This is a genomic window from Methylobacterium sp. R2-1 (assembly GCF_014191355.1).
Taxonomy (GTDB): Bacteria; Pseudomonadota; Alphaproteobacteria; order Rhizobiales; family Beijerinckiaceae; genus Methylobacterium.
Genome location: NZ_JACHWM010000017.1, coordinates 37,989 through 55,361, shown reverse-complemented (window position 1 = coordinate 55,361; position 17,373 = coordinate 37,989). Strand labels below are relative to the sequence as shown.

General features: G+C 68.2%; 16 protein-coding genes. 6 read left to right on the top strand and 10 right to left on the bottom strand.

The features are described 5' to 3' along the window. Positions 1–6: 6 nt before the first annotated feature. The 3 genes from FHU13_RS22085 to murB are packed head-to-tail and all read right to left on the bottom strand — an operon-like array spanning position 7 to position 2,802. Complete coding sequence (locus FHU13_RS22085; RefSeq protein WP_183437997.1) at positions 7–945, bottom strand: cell division protein FtsQ/DivIB; 939 nt, start codon at positions 943–945, stop codon at positions 7–9. Further along, the gene (locus FHU13_RS22080; RefSeq protein WP_183437996.1) at positions 912–1,835 is read right to left on the bottom strand and encodes a D-alanine--D-alanine ligase; all 924 of its coding nucleotides are present in this window, start codon (positions 1,833–1,835) and stop codon (positions 912–914) included. The genes FHU13_RS22085 and FHU13_RS22080 overlap by 34 nt, the downstream gene beginning before the upstream one ends. Positions 1,836–1,878: 43 nt before the next feature. Beyond that, complete coding sequence (gene murB, locus FHU13_RS22075; protein ID WP_183437995.1) at positions 1,879–2,802, bottom strand: UDP-N-acetylmuramate dehydrogenase; 924 nt, start codon at positions 2,800–2,802, stop codon at positions 1,879–1,881. Positions 2,803–3,095: 293 nt separating this feature from the next. On the opposite strand from murB, the gene FHU13_RS22070 reads away from it, so the two are divergent. Further along, positions 3,096–3,479: a transcriptional regulator gene (locus FHU13_RS22070; RefSeq protein WP_183437994.1), complete on the top strand. Its 384-nt coding sequence runs from the start codon at positions 3,096–3,098 to the stop codon at positions 3,477–3,479. Positions 3,480–3,493: 14 nt separating this feature from the next. On the opposite strand, the gene murC is transcribed toward FHU13_RS22070, so the two are convergent. Genes murC through FHU13_RS22055 form a run of 3 tightly spaced genes read right to left on the bottom strand, consistent with a single transcriptional unit; the run spans position 3,494 to position 7,219 of the window. Then, positions 3,494–4,900, bottom strand: a complete 1,407-nt coding sequence (gene murC / locus FHU13_RS22065) for a UDP-N-acetylmuramate--L-alanine ligase (RefSeq protein ID WP_183437993.1) — start codon at positions 4,898–4,900, stop codon at positions 3,494–3,496. A 46-nt stretch (positions 4,901–4,946) separates the two neighbouring features. Then, entirely contained in the window at positions 4,947–6,056 is a 1,110-nt protein-coding gene (gene murG / locus FHU13_RS22060; protein ID WP_183437992.1) for an undecaprenyldiphospho-muramoylpentapeptide beta-N-acetylglucosaminyltransferase, read from the bottom strand. Then, positions 6,053–7,219, bottom strand: coding sequence for an FtsW/RodA/SpoVE family cell cycle protein (locus FHU13_RS22055; protein WP_183437991.1), 1,167 nt, complete (start codon positions 7,217–7,219; stop codon positions 6,053–6,055). Before FHU13_RS22055 ends, murG begins: the two co-directional genes overlap by 4 nt. 264 nt (positions 7,220–7,483) lie before the next feature. Here FHU13_RS22055 and guaB point away from each other — a divergent pair, with 264 nt between their 5' ends. Continuing rightward, positions 7,484–8,974 carry an IMP dehydrogenase gene (gene guaB, locus FHU13_RS22050; protein ID WP_183437990.1) on the top strand — a complete coding sequence of 497 codons (1,491 nt, stop codon included), beginning with the start codon at positions 7,484–7,486 and terminating at the stop codon, positions 8,972–8,974. Between the two features lie 465 nt (positions 8,975–9,439). Here guaB and FHU13_RS22045 read toward each other — a convergent pair whose 3' ends face one another. Next, entirely contained in the window at positions 9,440–10,285 is an 846-nt protein-coding gene (locus FHU13_RS22045; RefSeq protein ID WP_183437989.1) for a hypothetical protein, read from the bottom strand. A gap of 219 nt (positions 10,286–10,504) precedes the next feature. Beyond that, on the bottom strand, positions 10,505–11,386 hold the full coding sequence (locus tag FHU13_RS22040; RefSeq protein WP_183437988.1) for a hypothetical protein: 882 nt from the start codon (positions 11,384–11,386) through the stop codon (positions 10,505–10,507). A gap of 207 nt (positions 11,387–11,593) precedes the next feature. Here FHU13_RS22040 and panE point away from each other — a divergent pair, with 207 nt between their 5' ends. Beyond that, complete coding sequence (gene panE / locus FHU13_RS22035; RefSeq protein ID WP_183437987.1) at positions 11,594–12,532, top strand: 2-dehydropantoate 2-reductase; 939 nt, start codon at positions 11,594–11,596, stop codon at positions 12,530–12,532. Positions 12,533–12,554: 22 nt separating this feature from the next. Here the strand turns inward: panE and FHU13_RS22030 are convergent, their stop codons facing one another. Continuing rightward, positions 12,555–12,731, bottom strand: coding sequence for a hypothetical protein (locus FHU13_RS22030; protein ID WP_183437986.1), 177 nt, complete (start codon positions 12,729–12,731; stop codon positions 12,555–12,557). Positions 12,732–12,826: 95 nt separating this feature from the next. Here FHU13_RS22030 and FHU13_RS22025 point away from each other — a divergent pair, with 95 nt between their 5' ends. Both FHU13_RS22025 and FHU13_RS22020 read left to right on the top strand, forming a co-directional pair. Further along, positions 12,827–14,179, top strand: coding sequence for an RsmB/NOP family class I SAM-dependent RNA methyltransferase (locus FHU13_RS22025; RefSeq protein ID WP_183438072.1), 1,353 nt, complete (start codon positions 12,827–12,829; stop codon positions 14,177–14,179). A gap of 135 nt (positions 14,180–14,314) precedes the next feature. Further along, complete coding sequence (locus FHU13_RS22020) at positions 14,315–15,343, top strand: alpha/beta hydrolase (protein ID WP_183437985.1); 1,029 nt, start codon at positions 14,315–14,317, stop codon at positions 15,341–15,343. Positions 15,344–15,399: 56 nt separating this feature from the next. Here the strand turns inward: FHU13_RS22020 and FHU13_RS22015 are convergent, their stop codons facing one another. Next, on the bottom strand, positions 15,400–15,627 hold the full coding sequence (locus FHU13_RS22015) for a hypothetical protein (RefSeq protein ID WP_183437984.1): 228 nt from the start codon (positions 15,625–15,627) through the stop codon (positions 15,400–15,402). A gap of 169 nt (positions 15,628–15,796) precedes the next feature. Between FHU13_RS22015 and guaA the strand changes: the two genes are divergently transcribed. After that, the gene (guaA, locus tag FHU13_RS22010; RefSeq protein ID WP_183437983.1) at positions 15,797–17,362 is read left to right on the top strand and encodes a glutamine-hydrolyzing GMP synthase; all 1,566 of its coding nucleotides are present in this window, start codon (positions 15,797–15,799) and stop codon (positions 17,360–17,362) included. Positions 17,363–17,373: the final 11 nt, after the last annotated feature.

Here is a 17,373-nt window from a genome sequence, read left to right as displayed (position 1 = left end):
GCGCGATCATGTCGCCGTCCCCTTCTTCGGCTTCTTGCGGCTCTCGGCCCGGGCGGCCGCGGCCTCCTCGGTCAGGCGCACCACGACGCGGTCGGCCATGCGCAGGTCCACCGCGATGATGTCCTTCTCCAGAATCTTGCTCTCCCGCTCCAGGCGGACGAGGCGGGCCAACGCCTCGGCGGGGTCGGCCTCCGGCAGGCGGACATCGACGCCGTCGAGCTTGAGCGTCCAGCGCCGGCCGGAAACGTAGGTGCCGGCGCGGATGCGCGAGCCGAGCGGGCCGGCCGCCTCGATCAGGTCGAGGTATTCCTTGAGGCGCTCATTGGCGCCCGCACCGACCACGAGCGGCAGGTTGACGTAGCGCTCGTCGCGCAGGTCGTCGATCACCTTGCCGTCGGCGGCGATCACCTGGATCTCGCCGTTCTGCTGCCAAAGGGCGGCGGGCTCCCGCTCGACCTGGTTGATGACGATCTCATTGGGGTAGAGCTTGCGCACGGAGGCGCTGGCGATCAGCTTCTCGGTGAGCAGGCGATCACGCACCCCGTCGACGTCGAGGAACGGCACCGAGGAGCGCCAGTCGATACCGGCGGTGCTCAGCACCTCCCGCTCGTACATCCGGGACAGGCCGGTGATGGTCACCCGCTCGACGCCGAAGCCGGCGATCCGCGCGAGGATGTCGAGCGGACGGCCATTCTCGGCGACGAAGCTGTCGTAGCGCCCGCTCATGACGAAGCCGGTCAGCGCGACGGTGCCGGCGAGCCCAGCCACCAGCGCGGTGCCCGCGAGCCGCGGCACGCGCGCCTCGATCGGCACCGCCGGCCGGAGCCGACGCGCCGACGAGAACCGCCTGAGGATCCGGGGAAGCCGCAGCCCCGCAAGGATCCCGCCGCTGCCGGGGTTGCCGGCTGCGTTCAGCGGTTGAGAGAAGCGTCCTCCACCATCCATCGGACGAGTTCACCGAAACTCAGGCCTGCGTGGGCCGCGATCTCCGGCACAAGGCTCGTCTGGGTCATCCCTGGCTGCGTGTTGACCTCCAGGACGACGAGAGCACCGGTTCCCCCCGGCGTGTCGTCGTAACGAAGGTCGGCACGGCTGACGCCACGGCATCCCAGTGCTTGATGCGCCGTTAACGCCAACTCTTGGACACGCTGGTAAATATTTAGTTTAAGATCGGCGGGGAGGACGTGGATCGACCCCCCTCCGGCGTACTTGGCGTCGAAGTCGTACCACTCCCCTGAGACGGGCTTGATCTCGGTCACACCGAGGGCCCGATCCCCCAGCACCGCGCAGGTCAGCTCACGGCCGGCAACGTAAGTCTCTGCAAGGACTTCCTCCCCATAGACCCACGCGTCGGAGCCCAGAATCTGAGGCGGATGGGAGCGCTCTTCGCGCACGATGATGACCCCCATGGAGGAGCCCTCGGCGATGGGCTTGACGACGTAGGGAGGGGTTAACGGGTGTGACTTCGCCGCATCATGACGGTTAACGACCCGGCCCTCCGGAACGCTCACACCGGCCGCGCGCATGACCGTTTTGGCACGCTCCTTGTGCATGGCGAGCGCTGAGGCCAGCACGCCGGAATGGGTGTAGGGGATCTTCAGGATTTCGAGCAGGCCCTGAATCGTGCCGTCCTCACCTGCCGGCCCGTGCAGCGCGTTGAGCGCCGCATCGGGTCGGAGCTCCGTCAGCACGGAGGCGATATCGGGCCCGACGTCGACGCGGGTGACGCGATATCCCTCCCCTTCCAGCGCCGCGGCGCAGGCCGTACCGGAGCGAAGCGAGATCTCCCGCTCGGAGGACCAGCCGCCCATCAGGACGGCGACGTGCTTGGACATGGAGGGCTCCGTCGAAAAATTCGGCTTTAGGGAAGGGGCCGGCTCAGGCGGTCTCGACGCCGATCCGCTTGATCTCCCAGTGCAGCTCGACGCCGGAAGTCTCGCGCACCCGGCGGCGCACCTCCTCGCCGAGCCCTTCGATGTCGGCCGCGGTGGCGCCGCCGCGGTTGATCAAGAAGTTGCAGTGCATCTCCGAGACCTGTGCCCCGCCGCGGACCAACCCGCGGCAGCCGGCGGCGTCGATGAGCTGCCACGCCTTGCCGCCCTCTGGGTTCTTGAAGGTCGAGCCGCCGGTGCGCTCGCGAATCGGCTGCGCGGCCTCGCGGGCGGCAGTGACCCGCTCCATCTCCGCCTCGATTTCTTCGCGATCGCCGGGACGGCCGCGGAAGGTCGCGCTCGTAAAGATCACGTTCTCGGGTGCCGAGGAATGGCGGTAGCGGAAGCCCATTTCGGCATGGGTGAAGCTATGGACCTCGCCCTTCCGGTCGATGCCGCGGGCCTCGACCAGCACGTCAGTGGTCTCGCCGCCATGAGCGCCCGCATTCATGCGCAGCGCGCCACCGACGGATCCTGGGATGCCGCGGAAGAAGGCGAGCCCATCGAGGCCGGCTTCGGCTGCCGTCTTGGCGAGGCGCATGTCCGGCACGGCAGTGCCGGCGCGGATCATCTCGCCATCGATCTCGACCGAGCCGAAGGCCTTGCCACCGAGCCGGATCGTCACGCCGGGAATGCCGCCGTCGCGCACGATCAGGTTCGAACCGAGGCCGATCACCGTGACCGGCACGGACGGCTCGAGAGCGGCCAGGAACGTGGCGAGATCCTCCTCGTCGGCCGGGCTGAATAGAACCTGCGCCGGCCCGCCGACACGGAACCACGTGAGGTCGGCCAGCGACTGGTTTTCGAGGAGGCGACCGCGAAGGTTCGGCGCGGCGGCGCGGATGTCGTCGATGAGGGAGTGCGCGGTCATGCTAACCTGTCGCTCGCATCTGTCGATTCTGGCGGAGGACCGCGGTGGGACGGAGCTTGGTTTTCACCCGTGCTGCCGCTCGCGCCTTGAGTCGGATGCCGCGGAATACCGAGGATTTGATCCGCGGCAAGCTCCGTCCGCTCTCTCCAACAACGTCAATGCCCTCTAGGGCAGCGACGACCGGCGCCGCCTTCGGTTCGGCGACTGGCGAGTGCTCTTCACCAATGGAGCGGATCGGATCATTGTCCACAAGGTCGGTCCCCGAGGTTCGATCTACGGGTAGCAGAGGCACCATGACCATCGTGCGGACCCGCGCGCCCTCCGGCGAGGCCATCGTGATCCTGCCCGAGGCCGAGTTCGAGCGGCTGAGGGAATTGGCCGAGGACACGCTCGACACGCGCACGCTCGACGCTTCCGAGCGCCGGCTGGCGGCCGGCGAGGAGGAGCTTCTGAGTGAGGACGACTTAGCCGGCTTGTGCCGGGCGCCGAGTCCCCTCGCCTTCTGGCGAGGTCGGCGCGGCATCGCCGCCGACGGACTCGCGCAACTTTGCGCGGTCGAGCCGAGTCTGCTGGTTGCGATCGAGCAGGGAGAGGTCAAGGCCGAGCCTGCCATCTACCGGCGGCTCGCGCGCGCCCTCGACGTCGAGGACCTAGCGCCCGAGCCGGCCAGCGCGTGAAGCGAGCGCACATCTCACCCCTGCAACGCCGCCAACTCTCCCGGCAGCGCGTAGGCCCACTGGGTGATCGTGCCGGCGCCGAGGCACACCACGTAGTCGTTCGGGCCGGCGCGGCCGGCGACGAGGCGGGCGAGATCCTCCGGGCGCTCCAGGGCGACCGCGTCGCGGTGGCCGCGAGCCTTCAGGCCAGCGATCAGCGAATCGCGGTCGATGCCTTCGATCGGCGCCTCGCCCGCGGCGTAGACCGGGGCGACGATCACCGTGTCGGCGTCGTTGAAGCAGGTGCAGAAATCCTCGAACAGCGATTGAAGCCGGGTGTAGCGGTGCGGCTGCACCACCGCGATCACGTTGCCGTCGGTCGAGGAGCGGGCGGCGCGTAGCACAGCGGCGATCTCGACCGGGTGGTGGCCGTAATCGTCGAAGATCGTCGCGCCGTTCCACTCGCCTGTGCGGGTGAAGCGGCGCTTGACGCCGCCGAAGCCCGAGAGCGCCTTGCGGATCGCCTCCTCGGACACGCCGAGTTCGTGGGCCACCGCCAGCGCGGCGGTCGCGTTGAGCGCATTGTGGCGGCCCGGCATCGGCAGGACGAGATCCTGCATCTCCAGGCGGAAGCCGGGGCGGCGGTCGCGGATCATCACCCGGAAGCGGCTCTGGCCGCCTTTCAGGTCGATGTCGAGGAGGCGCACGTCGGCCTGCGGGTTCTCGCCGTAGGTGATGATGCGCCGATCCTCGATATGGCCGACCAGATCCTGCACGATCGGGTGGTCGATGCACATCACCGCGAAGCCGTAGAACGGGATGTTGTCGATAAAACGCCGGAAGGCGTCCTTGATCGCATCGAACGAGCCGAAATGGTCGAGATGCTCGGGGTCGATGTTGGTGACGATGGCGACATCCGCCGGCAGCTTGAGGAAGGTGCCGTCGGATTCGTCGGCTTCGACCACCATCCAGTCACCCGCGCCCATGCGCGCATTGGTGCCGTAGGCGTTGATGATGCCGCCGTTGATGACGGTCGGATCGAGGTTGCCGGCATCGAGCAGCGTCGCGACGAGCGAGGTCGTCGTGGTCTTGCCATGGGTGCCGGCCACCGCGACGCAGGACTTGAAGCGCATCAGCTCGGCCAGCATCTCGGCGCGGCGCACCACCGGCAGGCGGCGCTCGCGGGCCTCGACCAGTTCCGGGTTGTCGCGGCGGATCGCGGTCGAGACCACGACGAGGGCGGCGTTCTCGACGTTCTCCGCCCGGTGGCCGACGAAGGTGCGGATGCCGTTCTCGGAAAGCCGCCGGACATTGGCGTTGTCGTTCGCGTCCGAGCCCTGCACGGTGTAGCCGAGATTGGCCATCACCTCGGCGATGCCGGACATGCCGATGCCGCCGATGCCGATGAAGTGGATGGGGCCGAGCTTTTCGGGCAGCTTCATGTCACGAACCTTTAGAGCCCCGGAGCGCGCAGCGTCCGGGACGAGATCAGGCAGCGGCCGCGGTCTCGACGACGAGCGCGGCGAGGCGGTCGGCCGCGTCGAGGATGCGGGCGGTTTTGGCGGCAGCGGCGGCCTGGGTCAATTTCCGCGGCGCCTCGAACAGATCGACCAGCTCGGCGGCGAGCCGGTCGGGGGTGAAGGCGGTCTGCGGAATCGACAGCGCGGCACCGATCTGCGCCAGCGTTGCGGCGTTGGCGGCCTGATCCTGATCGAGCGCCCCGGGCAGCGGCACGAGGATGGCGGGCCGACCGATGGCGGCGAGTTCCGAGACCGTCGAGGCGCCGGAGCGCGCCACCACGAGATGGGCGGCGGCCATGCGGCCGGGCAGGTCCTTGAAGAACGGCGCCGCCTCGATCCCGCCGAGCCCCATGGCGAGGTAACGGTTCTGCGTCGCCGTCAGATCCTCGGGCCGCGCCTGCTGCACGAGGTGCAGGCGGGCGCGCAGATCTTCCGGAAGCCGCTCGATCGCGGCCGGCACGACCTCGCTCATGACGCGGGCGCCCTGGCTGCCGCCGAAGACGAGGAGGCGCAGCGGCGAGCCCGCATCGAGGGTCGGATAGGGCTGCTCTGCGACTGCGAGCACGGCAGGGCGAATCGGGTTGCCGGTATGAACGCGGCGCGCCGTCGCCTTCTCGGGGACGCCGCGCACATCCTTGAAGCCCGTGGCGATGACCCGAGCACCCTTGGCGAGGAAGCCGTTGGCCCGGCCCATCACCGCATTCTGCTCGTGCAGGATGGTCGGCACCCGCAGCAACTGCGCGGCGAGAATCGGCGGCACGGTCGGGTAGCCGCCGAAGCCGACCACGGCCGCCGGGTTTAGGCGCCGCACGGCGCGGGCCGCCTGCCCGAACCCGCGGCCGAGCGTCAGAACGGCGCCGGCCCGGTGCAGGGCCGAGCGGCCCGAGGGCGTCGCTGAGGCGATGGTGACGATCTCCTCCGCCGGGAAATCGCCCGCGATCGAGTCGACGCGCGCATCGGTGGCCAGCGCAACGCGGACGCCGCGCTCTTTCAGGGCGTAGGCGAGGCTCTGGGCCGGGAACAGGTGGCCGCCGGTTCCGCCCGCGCAGACCAGGACGAGGGGCGTGAAAACGGTCACTGCATCAGCCCCGGAACGGCGGAGGGCATCGTGCCGGGCGGGCGCTGGTTGACCGTGGTGGTGCGCGGCCGCTTGCGGGTGAGCGCCACGAGGAACCCCATGCCCAGTGCCAGCGAGATCAGCGAGGAGCCGCCGTAGGAGACGAACGGCAGGGTCATGCCCTTGGCCGGCATGAGCTGCGTATTCACCGCCATGTTGATGCAGGCCTGGAGGCCGAAGAGCGTTGTCAGACCGGTGATGGCAAGCCTCGTGAAGGTATCGTCGGTGCGGCGCGCGAGCTTGAGCCCGCGGATGACGATGTAGGCGAAGAGTGCCACGAGGCCCAGGCAGACCAGCACGCCGAATTCCTCGCCGGTCACCGAGAAGATGAAGTCGGTATGCGCGTCGGGCAGGTGGCGCTTGGCCACGCCCTCGCCGGGGCCGGTGCCGAACCATCCGCCGGAATTGAACGATTCGCGCGACCAAACCTCCTGGAAGCTGTCGCCCGATTCCGGGTCCATGAAGCGGTTGATGCGCTCGCGTACGTGGTGGAGGAAGGTGTAGGCGGTGAACACGCCGATCATGCCGGCGAAGCCTAAGCCCGCCACCCAGAACCAGTGCAGTCCGGCAACGAAGAACAGGGTGCACCACACCATCGTGATCAGCATGGTCTGGCCGAAATCGGGCTGGAGGATCAGCGGCACGATGGTCAGCGGCAGGAGCAGGAACGCGAGAGTGACACCGGGCATGTCGCGGCGGTTGGCGCCCTCCGAGAACGCCCAGGCGGTCACGACCACGAAGGCGGGCTTCACGAACTCCGAGGGTTGGAGACCGAAGGAGCCGAACTGGATCCAGCGATGCGCGCCCTTGATCTCGGGGCCGAACTTGCCGGCCAGGATGCAGAGCACCACGCCGATCAGCCACGTAGCCAGCGCGAAGCGCCGGATGTGGCGCACCGAAAGAAACGAGACCGCGATGATGAGCAGGATCGTCGGGGCGAGATACATCGCCTGCCGATTGAGGAAGTAGAAGGTCGGCAGGCCGATGCGCTCGGCGACCGGCGGCCCGCCGCCCATCAGGAAAACGAGACCGGCGACCATCAGGCAACCGAGGCCCGCGAGCAGGCCGCGATCGACCGTCCACCACCAATCCGCCAGGGGACTGCGTTCGGCGCGCGACATCATGGGGAGGGCTCGTCTCCAGCCGGCCGGTCCCGCAACAGGACGCGGGCGGTCCGCCGTGATCGTGGAACGTAAGGGTTAATGGTGGGTTGCCGCGCGGAGTCAGAACTGAGCCGAAGGGCTTCGATCGCCACTCAGCCATGCACCGCAAAGGGGTGCGGCGGCTTTGCGTGCATCGCATGCCCGTGATACTGGCCCCTGCCAACCCGATCCCGCTGGCCGGACGCTCCCGGCCCGGCGCAACACCCGTCTCCGGAGTTGGTTTCCATGGCCCGTATCAGCGCTGACACGATCATCGAGGGCCTTACCTTCGACGACGTGCTGCTGCGCCCCGCCGCGTCCTCGGTGATGCCCACCGAGGTCGATGTCGCGACCCGTCTCACCCGCACAATCCGGCTCAACCTGCCGATCATCGCGTCGGCGATGGACACCGTCACCGAGGCGCCGATGGCGATCGCCATGGCGCAGAACGGCGGGCTGGGCGTGATCCACCGCAACCTCGAGCCGGCCGAGCAGGCCGAGCAGGTCCGCCTCGTCAAGAAGTACGAATCGGGCATGGTGCTCAACCCGATCACCATTCACCCCGACGAGACGCTCGCCGACGCCTTCGAGGTGATGAAGAAGAACCGCATCTCCGGCATCCCCGTGGTCGAACGCGGCCCCAACGGCTCCCGCGGCAAGCTCGTCGGCATTCTGACGAACCGCGACGTGCGCTTCGCCACCAATATCGGCCAGCCGGTGGCCGAACTGATGACCCGCGACCGGCTCATCACCGTGCGCGAGGGCGTGACGCAGGACGAGGCCAAGCGGCTGCTGCACCAGTTCCGCATCGAGAAGCTGCTCGTCGTCGACGACCACTACCGCTGCATCGGCCTCATCACCGTCAAGGATATCGAGAAGCAGGTCACCTATCCCAACGCCGTCAAGGACGAGCAGGGCCGGCTGCGGGTCGCCGCCGCCACGACGACGGGTGATTCCGGTTTCGAGCGGGCCGAGCGCCTGATCGATGTCGGTTGCGACGTGATCGTGGTCGATACCGCCCACGGCCATTCCCGCAAGGTGCTCGACAGCGTGGCGCGGGTGAAGCAGCTCTCCAACGCCGTGCAGATCATCGCCGGCAACGTCGCCACCGCCGAGGGCGCCCGCGCCCTGATCGATGCCGGTGCCGACGCGATCAAGGTCGGCATCGGCCCGGGCTCGATCTGCACCACCCGCATCGTCGCGGGCGTCGGTGTGCCGCAGCTCACGGCGCTGATGGAGGCAGTCGAGGCCGCGCAGGGGGCCGATGTGCCGGTGATCGCCGACGGCGGCATCAAGTTCTCGGGCGACCTCGCCAAGGCGATCGCGGCGGGTGCCTCCGTCGCCATGCTGGGCTCGCTGCTGGCGGGCACCGACGAGGCACCGGGTGAGGTGTTCCTCTACCAGGGCCGCTCCTACAAGAGCTACCGCGGCATGGGTTCGGTGGGCGCCATGGCCCGCGGCTCGGCCGATCGCTACTTCCAGGCCGAGGTCAGCGACACCCATAAGCTCGTGCCGGAGGGCATCGAGGGGCAGGTGCCCTACAAGGGTCCGGTCGCGGCGGTGCTGCACCAGCTCGCCGGTGGCCTGCGGGCGGCGATGGGCTATGTCGGCGCGGCCACCGTGCCAGACTTCCAAGAGCGGGCGCAGTTCGTACGCATCACCAATGCGGGCCTGCGCGAGAGCCACGTCCACGACGTGACGATCACCCGTGAGAGCCCGAACTATCCGAGTCGGTGACGATATGGTCGCGAGGTCCTTTCCACGGGGCCTCGCAGGATCGGCTTCGGAGCCAGATCACACTGACCGGTAGGACCAGACATTCCAGGAAGATCAGCACGCGGAGCGTGGCGGCCACCGCGCGACCGCGTGCCGGGACCGGTGAGAGAGAGTGGCGCATCGTCGGCCTTAGCGGTGCGGCAAGAGCGGTGCGGCAAGCGGAGATGAGCGCGGATCTCTGAAACGTAATGATTATTAATCTAGTTGTAGAAAATTTCTCCCGCATCTAAAAAAATCTCCGCATCCCTGCGGCGGCTGCGGAGACCAAGTCTTGGGAGGAACGCGTCCGGCGAAGGTCAATAACCGCCGCTCCGGTACGTGGCGGAGTTCCTGCCTGACGCCAAAGTACCTTTCACGACCGGTTGCCTACCCTCAATGACATGAATCAAATAGTGTCGCACAATTCGAACCCGTGCGCACGGTAAGCTATGGTTTCGTCATCGGTGTGCTCGGTGCGGCCTCCGCCTGTCGATCGATCACCGCTGCGAACTCGTCCGGGCTCAGGGTGATGAACCGGCGCAATGCCTCCTGAAACTCCGCTTCCTTGTCGGTGGTGGGACAGGCAAAGCCGCGAGACTTCGTCACCTGCATGCGGATCGCTGCCTCGTAAGGAGCCATCTCGGGCCGGAGTACGGCCAACTTCGCCTCGACCGCTTCACGCTGCGCTTCGGTCGCAACCACGCCGCAAGTCCGCAATACGCCCTGAAGGGCGAGTCCTACCGTGTAAGTGGCCATCCGCGCCCGGGAAGGCAGCGGGGGTTCTACCGTCACGCTGGGCTTGCTCGGCGGTCCGCTCGCGCACAGACGCAGAGCGGCGAAGGCCGCTGCGAGATCGGGCGCGGCGACCGCCATGTCGCCGTCGGCGAAACGAAGGGCCAGCACTCGCGCGCCCAGCAGGTCCGGTACGATCGTCTCCGGCAGCGCCGTGCGCAGGATCTGTCCGTCGCCAGTCCAGATCAGCGTCGTCCCGGCAGGCTTTCCGTCGAGGAGCATCGGCACGGCGAACCGCTCGCCAGCCGGAAAATCCCAGTTCCTATCGGCGACTGCCAGGGTGAGCCCGCCACGGTCGAGCGAGACAATCACGAGGCCGATGATCTCGCCCCGTGTGTTCTTCTCGGTGCGGGTCATCCGGCAGGCCTGTGCGTCGGGCTGGCCGACACGGCGCTCGACCGTCCAGCCGCCCACGGTCTCGACCGCCGCGCGGTCCGCGGCAGCGAGCGGGCCGCCGAGGAGCGTCGCCAGCATCGCTGCCGTGACGGGTGAGAGGCGCACGCGACATCTCCGCGAGGACAGCCGGCCCCCGGCTCCCCGCGGAATGCGGAACAACCAGCCGGTCCGGAAAGCCTAGCCGCAGCGGGCCGGCGCAACCAGCCACGAAGAATGCATCCCTCACAGGGTTTTGCGGATGAGTGAAAAGGAGGGATTTCGTCCCGCCCCATCGTTCGGCTCTCTCTGGTGCCGAACCCTGTAGCGTATCCGCGCGTGTGAGCCTCAGAGCTTCGGGCCGGATGGAGCTTCCGGGTTCTTCTCGGCCGCGGGCTGTTTTTCCAGGGCGGCGACCAAATCTTCGGGGCTCATCTCAATGAACTTCCGCATGATCTCCTGGAAATTTCCCTGATTGTCCACCGTCGGGCAGGACTCACCATTGCGCTTCAATTCACTGCGCACCTTTGCTTCGAGCGGCGCCATCTCCGGCTGGAGCGCCGCCATCCTCGCTTCCACTCCGGCACGCTGCTTGCCGGTGGAGGGCACGTCGCATTCCTTCAGCACGCGCTGCACGGACAGCCCGATCACGTAGGCCGCAATCCGCTGCTGCGACGGCGTGGGGGGCTCGGCCGGTGCGGCTTGTGGAGCAGCGGCGGCGGATTTGGCCGGCGCGGCGTCGCAGCGCCGCAGCGACTCGTAGCCCGCCGCGAAATCCGGGATGCGGAAATCCGCGTCGCTGTCCTCGAAGCGCAGGATCACCGTCTTGGCCGCGAGCAGGTCGGGAACAACGCTGTCCGGCAACTGGGTGCGCAGGGTCTTCCCGTCTCCGATCCAGGTCGTCTTCAGCTTGATCTGCTTCTTGTCGAGGAAGAGGGGAACCTTGATCGGCTCCTCCTTGTCGAATTCCCAGCCCTGATAGACCAGCACGAGCGCGGCCGAGGAGTCCCGGAGAGCGAAGACCACCGCATTGGCGGCGTTGTTGTCATCCTTGTCTTCGTAGGCATGGGTCATGATGCAAGGATTGGCGCTGGTATCGCCGACCGTCCGCTCGATTTCCCAGCCCTTCACGACTTCGAAGGGCTGCCGTTCGACCGCCGAGGCAGATTGTGAGCTGAAGACGGGAAGTAGTCCCGCGGCCAGAGCGGCGAGGATGGGAAGGGCGCGCATGGGCGAAATCCGCAGAAGCCAGCAATCGCCGGTGCGGAATGCAGGGGCCGTCTGGTCACTAAGCTTAGCCGCAGCCGGGCTGCGACTCCAGATCTATGCAAGGCGCGTATCCCTCCATCGAGGAAACTAATGACCGGATCGCTGAGGCGACAGGGTGCGGGACGGAAGGCATCGCGATATGTGAGGACGCAACGAAAGGGGAGGACGATGCGGATTCTCGTGGTCGGGGCCGGCGCGACCGGCGGCTATTTCGGGGCACGGCTGGCGGAAGCCGGGCGAGATGTCACCTTCCTCGTGCGTCCGGCGCGCGCCGAGCGGCTCGCGGCAGACGGACTGCGGGTCCTCAGCCCTGTCGGCGACCTGCATATTCCGGCGCCGCAGACAGTGACGGCCGACCGGCTGGCCGAAGCCGGCCCGTTCGATCTCGTGCTCCTCTCCGCCAAGGCTTACGACCTCGACACGGCGGTGGCGGATGTCGGACCCGCCGTCGGTCCCGGCACGGCGGTGCTGCCGATCCTCAACGGTCTGCGCCATCTCGACGTGCTGGATCAGGCCTTCGGTGCAGACCGGGTGCTGGGAGGAAGCTGCGGCATCGTCGCTACGCTGACAGGCGACGGCGCCATCCGGCAGATGACCGACTTGCACAGCCTCACCTATGGTGAACGCGACGGCTCGCGCTCCGAGCGGATCGGGCGCATCGAAGCGCAGATGGAGGGCGTACGCTTCCAGCCGCGTGCCAGCGACAAGATCCTGCTCGAGATGTGGGAGAAGTGGGTCTTCCTCGCGACGCTCGCGGGGGCGACCACTTCGATGCGGGCCGCCGTGGGCGACATCGTCGCGGCGCCCGGCGGAAGGGCGTTCATCGAGGCGCTGCACGACGAGTGCCAAGCGGTGGCCGCCGCCAACGGCAACGGTGCCCGCGAGAAGGTGTTTGCCGGCGCCCGCAAGATGCTGACGGCCGAAAGCTCGGCGATGACGGCCTCTATGCTGCGCGACATCGAAGGAGGCGCCCGTATCGAGGCCGACCACATCGTCGGTGACCTGATCGAGCGCGGGCGGTCCAAGGGCGTGGAGACGCCGGTGCTCGACCGGGTGCTGACGCACCTCAAGGCCTACGAGCACCGGCGCGCCCGCGAAGCGGCTTGAGCAGCCCCGCCCGCACCGTTCGTCAGTATCGGCCGGGCGGCGGCGGAGGCGGGTTGCCGTATTCAAGCTGGGTCTTGGCGTCCGGCCGGCGGGCGGGCGGAGGCACTGGGTCGAGGCTGGGCGCGGCCGGCGCAGTGGAGCAGGCGGCGAGCGTGAGCGCGAGCAGGCTCGCGCAGACGACGGGCTTCAGGGACGGCATCCCGGGGGTCCTTTCCTCACATGTCCTTGACGGACGGGGCCATCGTGCCGTTCTGGACGGGTAAAAAGCCGGAAGCTCGGCCGTATCGTGTCGGGCTGCGGGTCCAAGCGTGGCCGCACGGTGGCAAGTTTAACGAAACGTTTCCGGAGCTGATCCTGACCCCCTCCGCCCGCCTCTCCGCCGCCATCGAGATCCTGGACGACATCGCTGAGCGCCGCCGCCCGGCCGCCGATGCCCTCAAGGATTGGGGCCTCGCTCACCGCTTCGCCGGCTCCGGCGACCGAGCGGCGATCGCGAGCCTCGTCTATGACGGCCTGCGGCGCCGGGCCTCCGCCGCCTGGATCATGGGCGGGGAGACCGGCCGCGCCATTGTCATCGGCATGCTGCGCCTGCAGCGCGGCCTGGCCGAGCCGAGCATCGCCTCTTTGTTCGACGGTGCGCGCTTCGCGCCCCCTCCCCTCACCGAGGACGAGCGGAAGCGGCTGGTGGAGGGAAGTCTCGCCGATGCGCCGCCCGAGATCGCGGGCGATGCGCCAGCTTTCGTGCTGCCTTCGCTGACGGCAGTATTCGGTGATGCGCTCCTGCCCGAGCTGCGTGCGCTCGGCCGCCGGGCGCCGCTCGACATTCGCGTCAACACACTGAAGCAGAGCCGCGAGGCGGCCTTGGCGACGCTCGCCGACCTCTCGCCTGAAGCGACGCCGCTCTCTGCCCTCGGGCTGCGCATCCCGCTGGGCGAGGACGGGCGCGGCCCGGCGCTCCACGTCGATCCGCTGTTTCTGGAAGGCGGATTCGAGATTCAGGACGAGGGCTCACAGATCGCGAGCCTGCTGGCCGCGGCGAGGCCGGGCGAGACCGTCGTCGATCTCTGCGCCGGTGGGGGCGGCAAGTCGCTGGCGCTCGCCGCGATCACCGGCAATGCCGCCCGGCTCATCGCCACCGATGCCGATCCGCGCCGGCTCGCGCCGATCCACGAGCGCCTGCGCCGCGCTGGCGCGCAGGTCGAGGTGCGCACGCCGCGCACTGGCAAGGCACGCTCCGACGTGCTGGCCGATCTCGACGGTACGGTCGATCGGGTGCTCGTCGATGCGCCCTGCACCGGCACCGGCACGTGGCGCCGCAATCCCGACGCCAAGTGGCGCCTGCGGCCGGGCAGCCTCGCCGGCCGGATCGCCGAGCAGTCCGAGGTGCTCGACCGGGCGGCCAAACTCCTGCGTCCCGGTGGAACCCTCGTCTACGTCACTTGCTCGCTCCTGCCCGAGGAGAACGATGCCGCCGTGGACGGGCTGCTCCAACGCGGACGCGGTGCGATCCAGGCGGTCGCGACCGATCTTGCTGCTGTCGCAGGTCTCGATGAAAGGGTCCGCCGGACGGCGCGCGGTATCCAGATGAGCCCGGCAATGACCGGCACCGATGGCTTCTATGTCGCGACGATGACACGCAAAAGCTGAGCGGGTGTCGGATCGGTCGCAGGCGTACGCGGTTGTCCACGGGAGCCGCGTAGGGGACACGTTGAAGCCGCCGCCACGGACGTGAATCCTGCGCGGTGCCGCGGCGGGAGTTGCGATGACGGCGAGGCCCAGACCATGACGCTCCATCGGCGAGCCCTCCTCGCAGGGACGGCGACGGTGCTGACCGGGGCCGGGACGCGGGCGCAGCAATCGGACCTGCAACCGGCCTTGCGTCTTCCGGTTCGTCCGCAGACCGGTGATATCGTCCAGCCTCTGCCGAAATCCGCACCCGGCTCGGACCTCGAAGTCATCGATCTGTGGCCGGATCTACCGCCGGGGGGCGGCGGCCCGTTCCGCTCGGAATACCGGTTCGACGAAACCCTGACCGGCGTCATCACCGCCGTGGCGCGCCCCTGCCTCCTCGTCATCCGTCCCGAACGCCCGAACGGGGCCGGTGTCCTAATCGCTGCGGGTGGCGGCTACCTGCGCATCGACATCGGCAACGAGGGACTGCCGGTGGGACAATGGCTGGCGCGCGCCGGCATCACCGCCTTCGTGCTGGTCTACCGGCTTCCGAGCGAGGAATGGCGCGACGGTCCCGACGCGCCGCGGCAGGATGCGCAGCGGGCCATGCGCCTCATCCGCTGGAAGGCGGAGGAATACGGGCTCGATCCGGATCGGATCGGCGTGCTCGGCTTCTCCGCGGGCGGCCATCTGATGGGCGTGACCGCGACCGATGCCGAGCAGGATCTCTACGACGACATGGACGATGCGGACGGCCTCAGCGCCCGCCCTTCCTTCGCCGGGCTGATCTACCCGATCATCACCATGCGGAAGCCGTTCGACCGCACCATGTCGAGCCGCCGGGTGCTTGTCGGCGACGATCCGCCCGATGCGCGGCGGCGGGCCTACTCGGTGGAGGTCCAGGTCAACGAGCGTACGCCGCCGGTCTTCATGGTCCAGGCGTCGGACGACCGGATCGCGGTGACCGACCATCCGCTGCTGATGTACGCAGCTTTGCGGGCAGCGAAGGTGCCGGCGGAGATGCACCTGTTCGAGCGCGGCGGCCACGGCTTCGGGCTGGGCGTGCCGGGAAGCCCGGCGGCGGCCTGGCCTGCGCTCTTCATGGCTTGGATGCGCGGCCACGGCCTGCTGAAGTCGTAAAAAAAGCGGCCCCCGTCTCCGGGGGCCGCTTGTCGTCCTGCGTGAGGAGACGCTGATCAGAAGCAGCGGCGCTCGCGGGTGATGACGACCCGGCCGAACCGGCTGCGGCGCTTCGTGACGACGGTCTTGCAGCGAGGACCGCGGATGACGCGGCGGCTGTACTGCGCCTGCTGGAAAAGACCTTCCGTCAGCGGAGCGGCGCCGGAAAGGGGAAGGGCCTGGGCCGGCGCGGTGGCGCCGAAACCTGCGATCGTGACGGCGATTCCGAAGAGGGCTGCTCTCATGGTCGGATGGCTCCTGTCCGTTTCGAGGGGCGTGCCGTGTCGCCCCGAATTCGTGAACGTGAGATTAACGGCGGTGACTTGAGGGCCGCCGCATGTGCCCCCCGACACGGCGCGCGTTGCGCGGCTACGAGGCCTCGTCTAACCGGTAGCGCAGAAGGCCCGAGGCAGCATGACCATCGACACGTCCCACCACGACAAGATCCTGATCGTCGATTTCGGCTCCCAGGTGACGCAGCTTATCGCCCGCCGCGTGCGCGAGGAGGGCGTCTATTGCGAGATCGTGCCGTTCACGAAGGCCGAGGCCGCCTTCGACGAGCACCGGCCCAAGGGCGTGATCCTGTCGGGCGGGCCCGAATCGGTGACGACGGACCTTTCCCCGCGGGCCCCGCAAAAGATCTTCGAATCCGGCGTGCCGGTCTTCGGCATCTGCTACGGCCAGCAGACCATGGCGGCCCAGCTCGGCGGCGAGGTCGAGGGTGGCCACCATGCCGAGTTCGGCCGGGCCGAGGTCGAGATTCTCTCGGACTCCCCGCTCTTCAAGGGCGTCTGGCATGTCGGCGAGAAATATCCGGTCTGGATGAGCCACGGCGACCGCGTCACGAAGCTGCCGGACGGCTTCGCCACCATCGCAATGTCGCGCAACGCCCCCTTCGCCGCCGTGGCGGACGAGGGCCGCCACTACTACGCGGTGCAGTTCCATCCGGAGGTGCATCACACGCCCCACGGCGCGCTGCTGATCCGCAACTTCGTGCGCGACATCGCCGGCTGCTCCGGCGACTGGACCATGGGCACCTACCGCGAGGAGGCGATCGCCAAGATCCGCGAGCAGGTCGGCAAGGAAAAGGTCATTTGCGGCCTCTCCGGCGGTGTCGATTCCTCGGTTGCGGCGGTGCTGATCCACGAGGCGATCGGCGATCAGCTCACCTGCGTCTTCGTCGACCATGGCCTGATGCGCCTCGGCGAGGGCGACGAGGTGGTCCGCCTGTTCCGCGACCACTACAACATCCCGCTCGTCCACGTTCAGGCGCAGGACCTGTTCATCGGTGCCCTCGAAGGGGTCGATGACCCCGAGGTGAAGCGCAAGACGATCGGCCGCCTGTTCATCGACGTGTTCGAGGCCGAGGCGAACAAGATCGGCGGCGCCGCCTTTCTCGCCCAGGGCACGCTCTACCCGGACGTGATCGAGAGCGTCTCGTTCTCCGGCGGTCCCTCCGTGACCATCAAGAGCCACCACAATGTCGGCGGCCTGCCCGAGCGCATGAACATGCGGCTCGTGGAGCCTCTGCGCGAGCTATTCAAGGACGAGGTGCGTCTGCTCGGACGTGAACTCGGTCTGCCCGAGAGCTTCGTCGGCCGCCATCCCTTCCCCGGACCCGGCCTTGCCATCCGCTGCCCCGGAATCATCACCCGCGAGAAGCTGGAAGCGCTGCGCAAAGCCGACGCGATCTATCTGGATGAGATCCGGCAGGCCGGGCTCTACGACACGATCTGGCAGGCGTTTGCGGTGATCCTGCCGGTGAAGACGGTCGGTGTCATGGGCGACGGACGTACCTACGACCACGTCTGTGCACTGCGGGCCGTCACTTCCGTCGACGGCATGACCGCCGATTTCTACCCCTTCGACATGGCCTTCCTCGGCCGCGTCGCCACGCGGATCATCAACGAGGTGAAGGGCATCAACCGGGTGACCTACGACATCACCTCGAAGCCGCCCGGCACGATCGAGTGGGAGTGATCCCGGCTTCG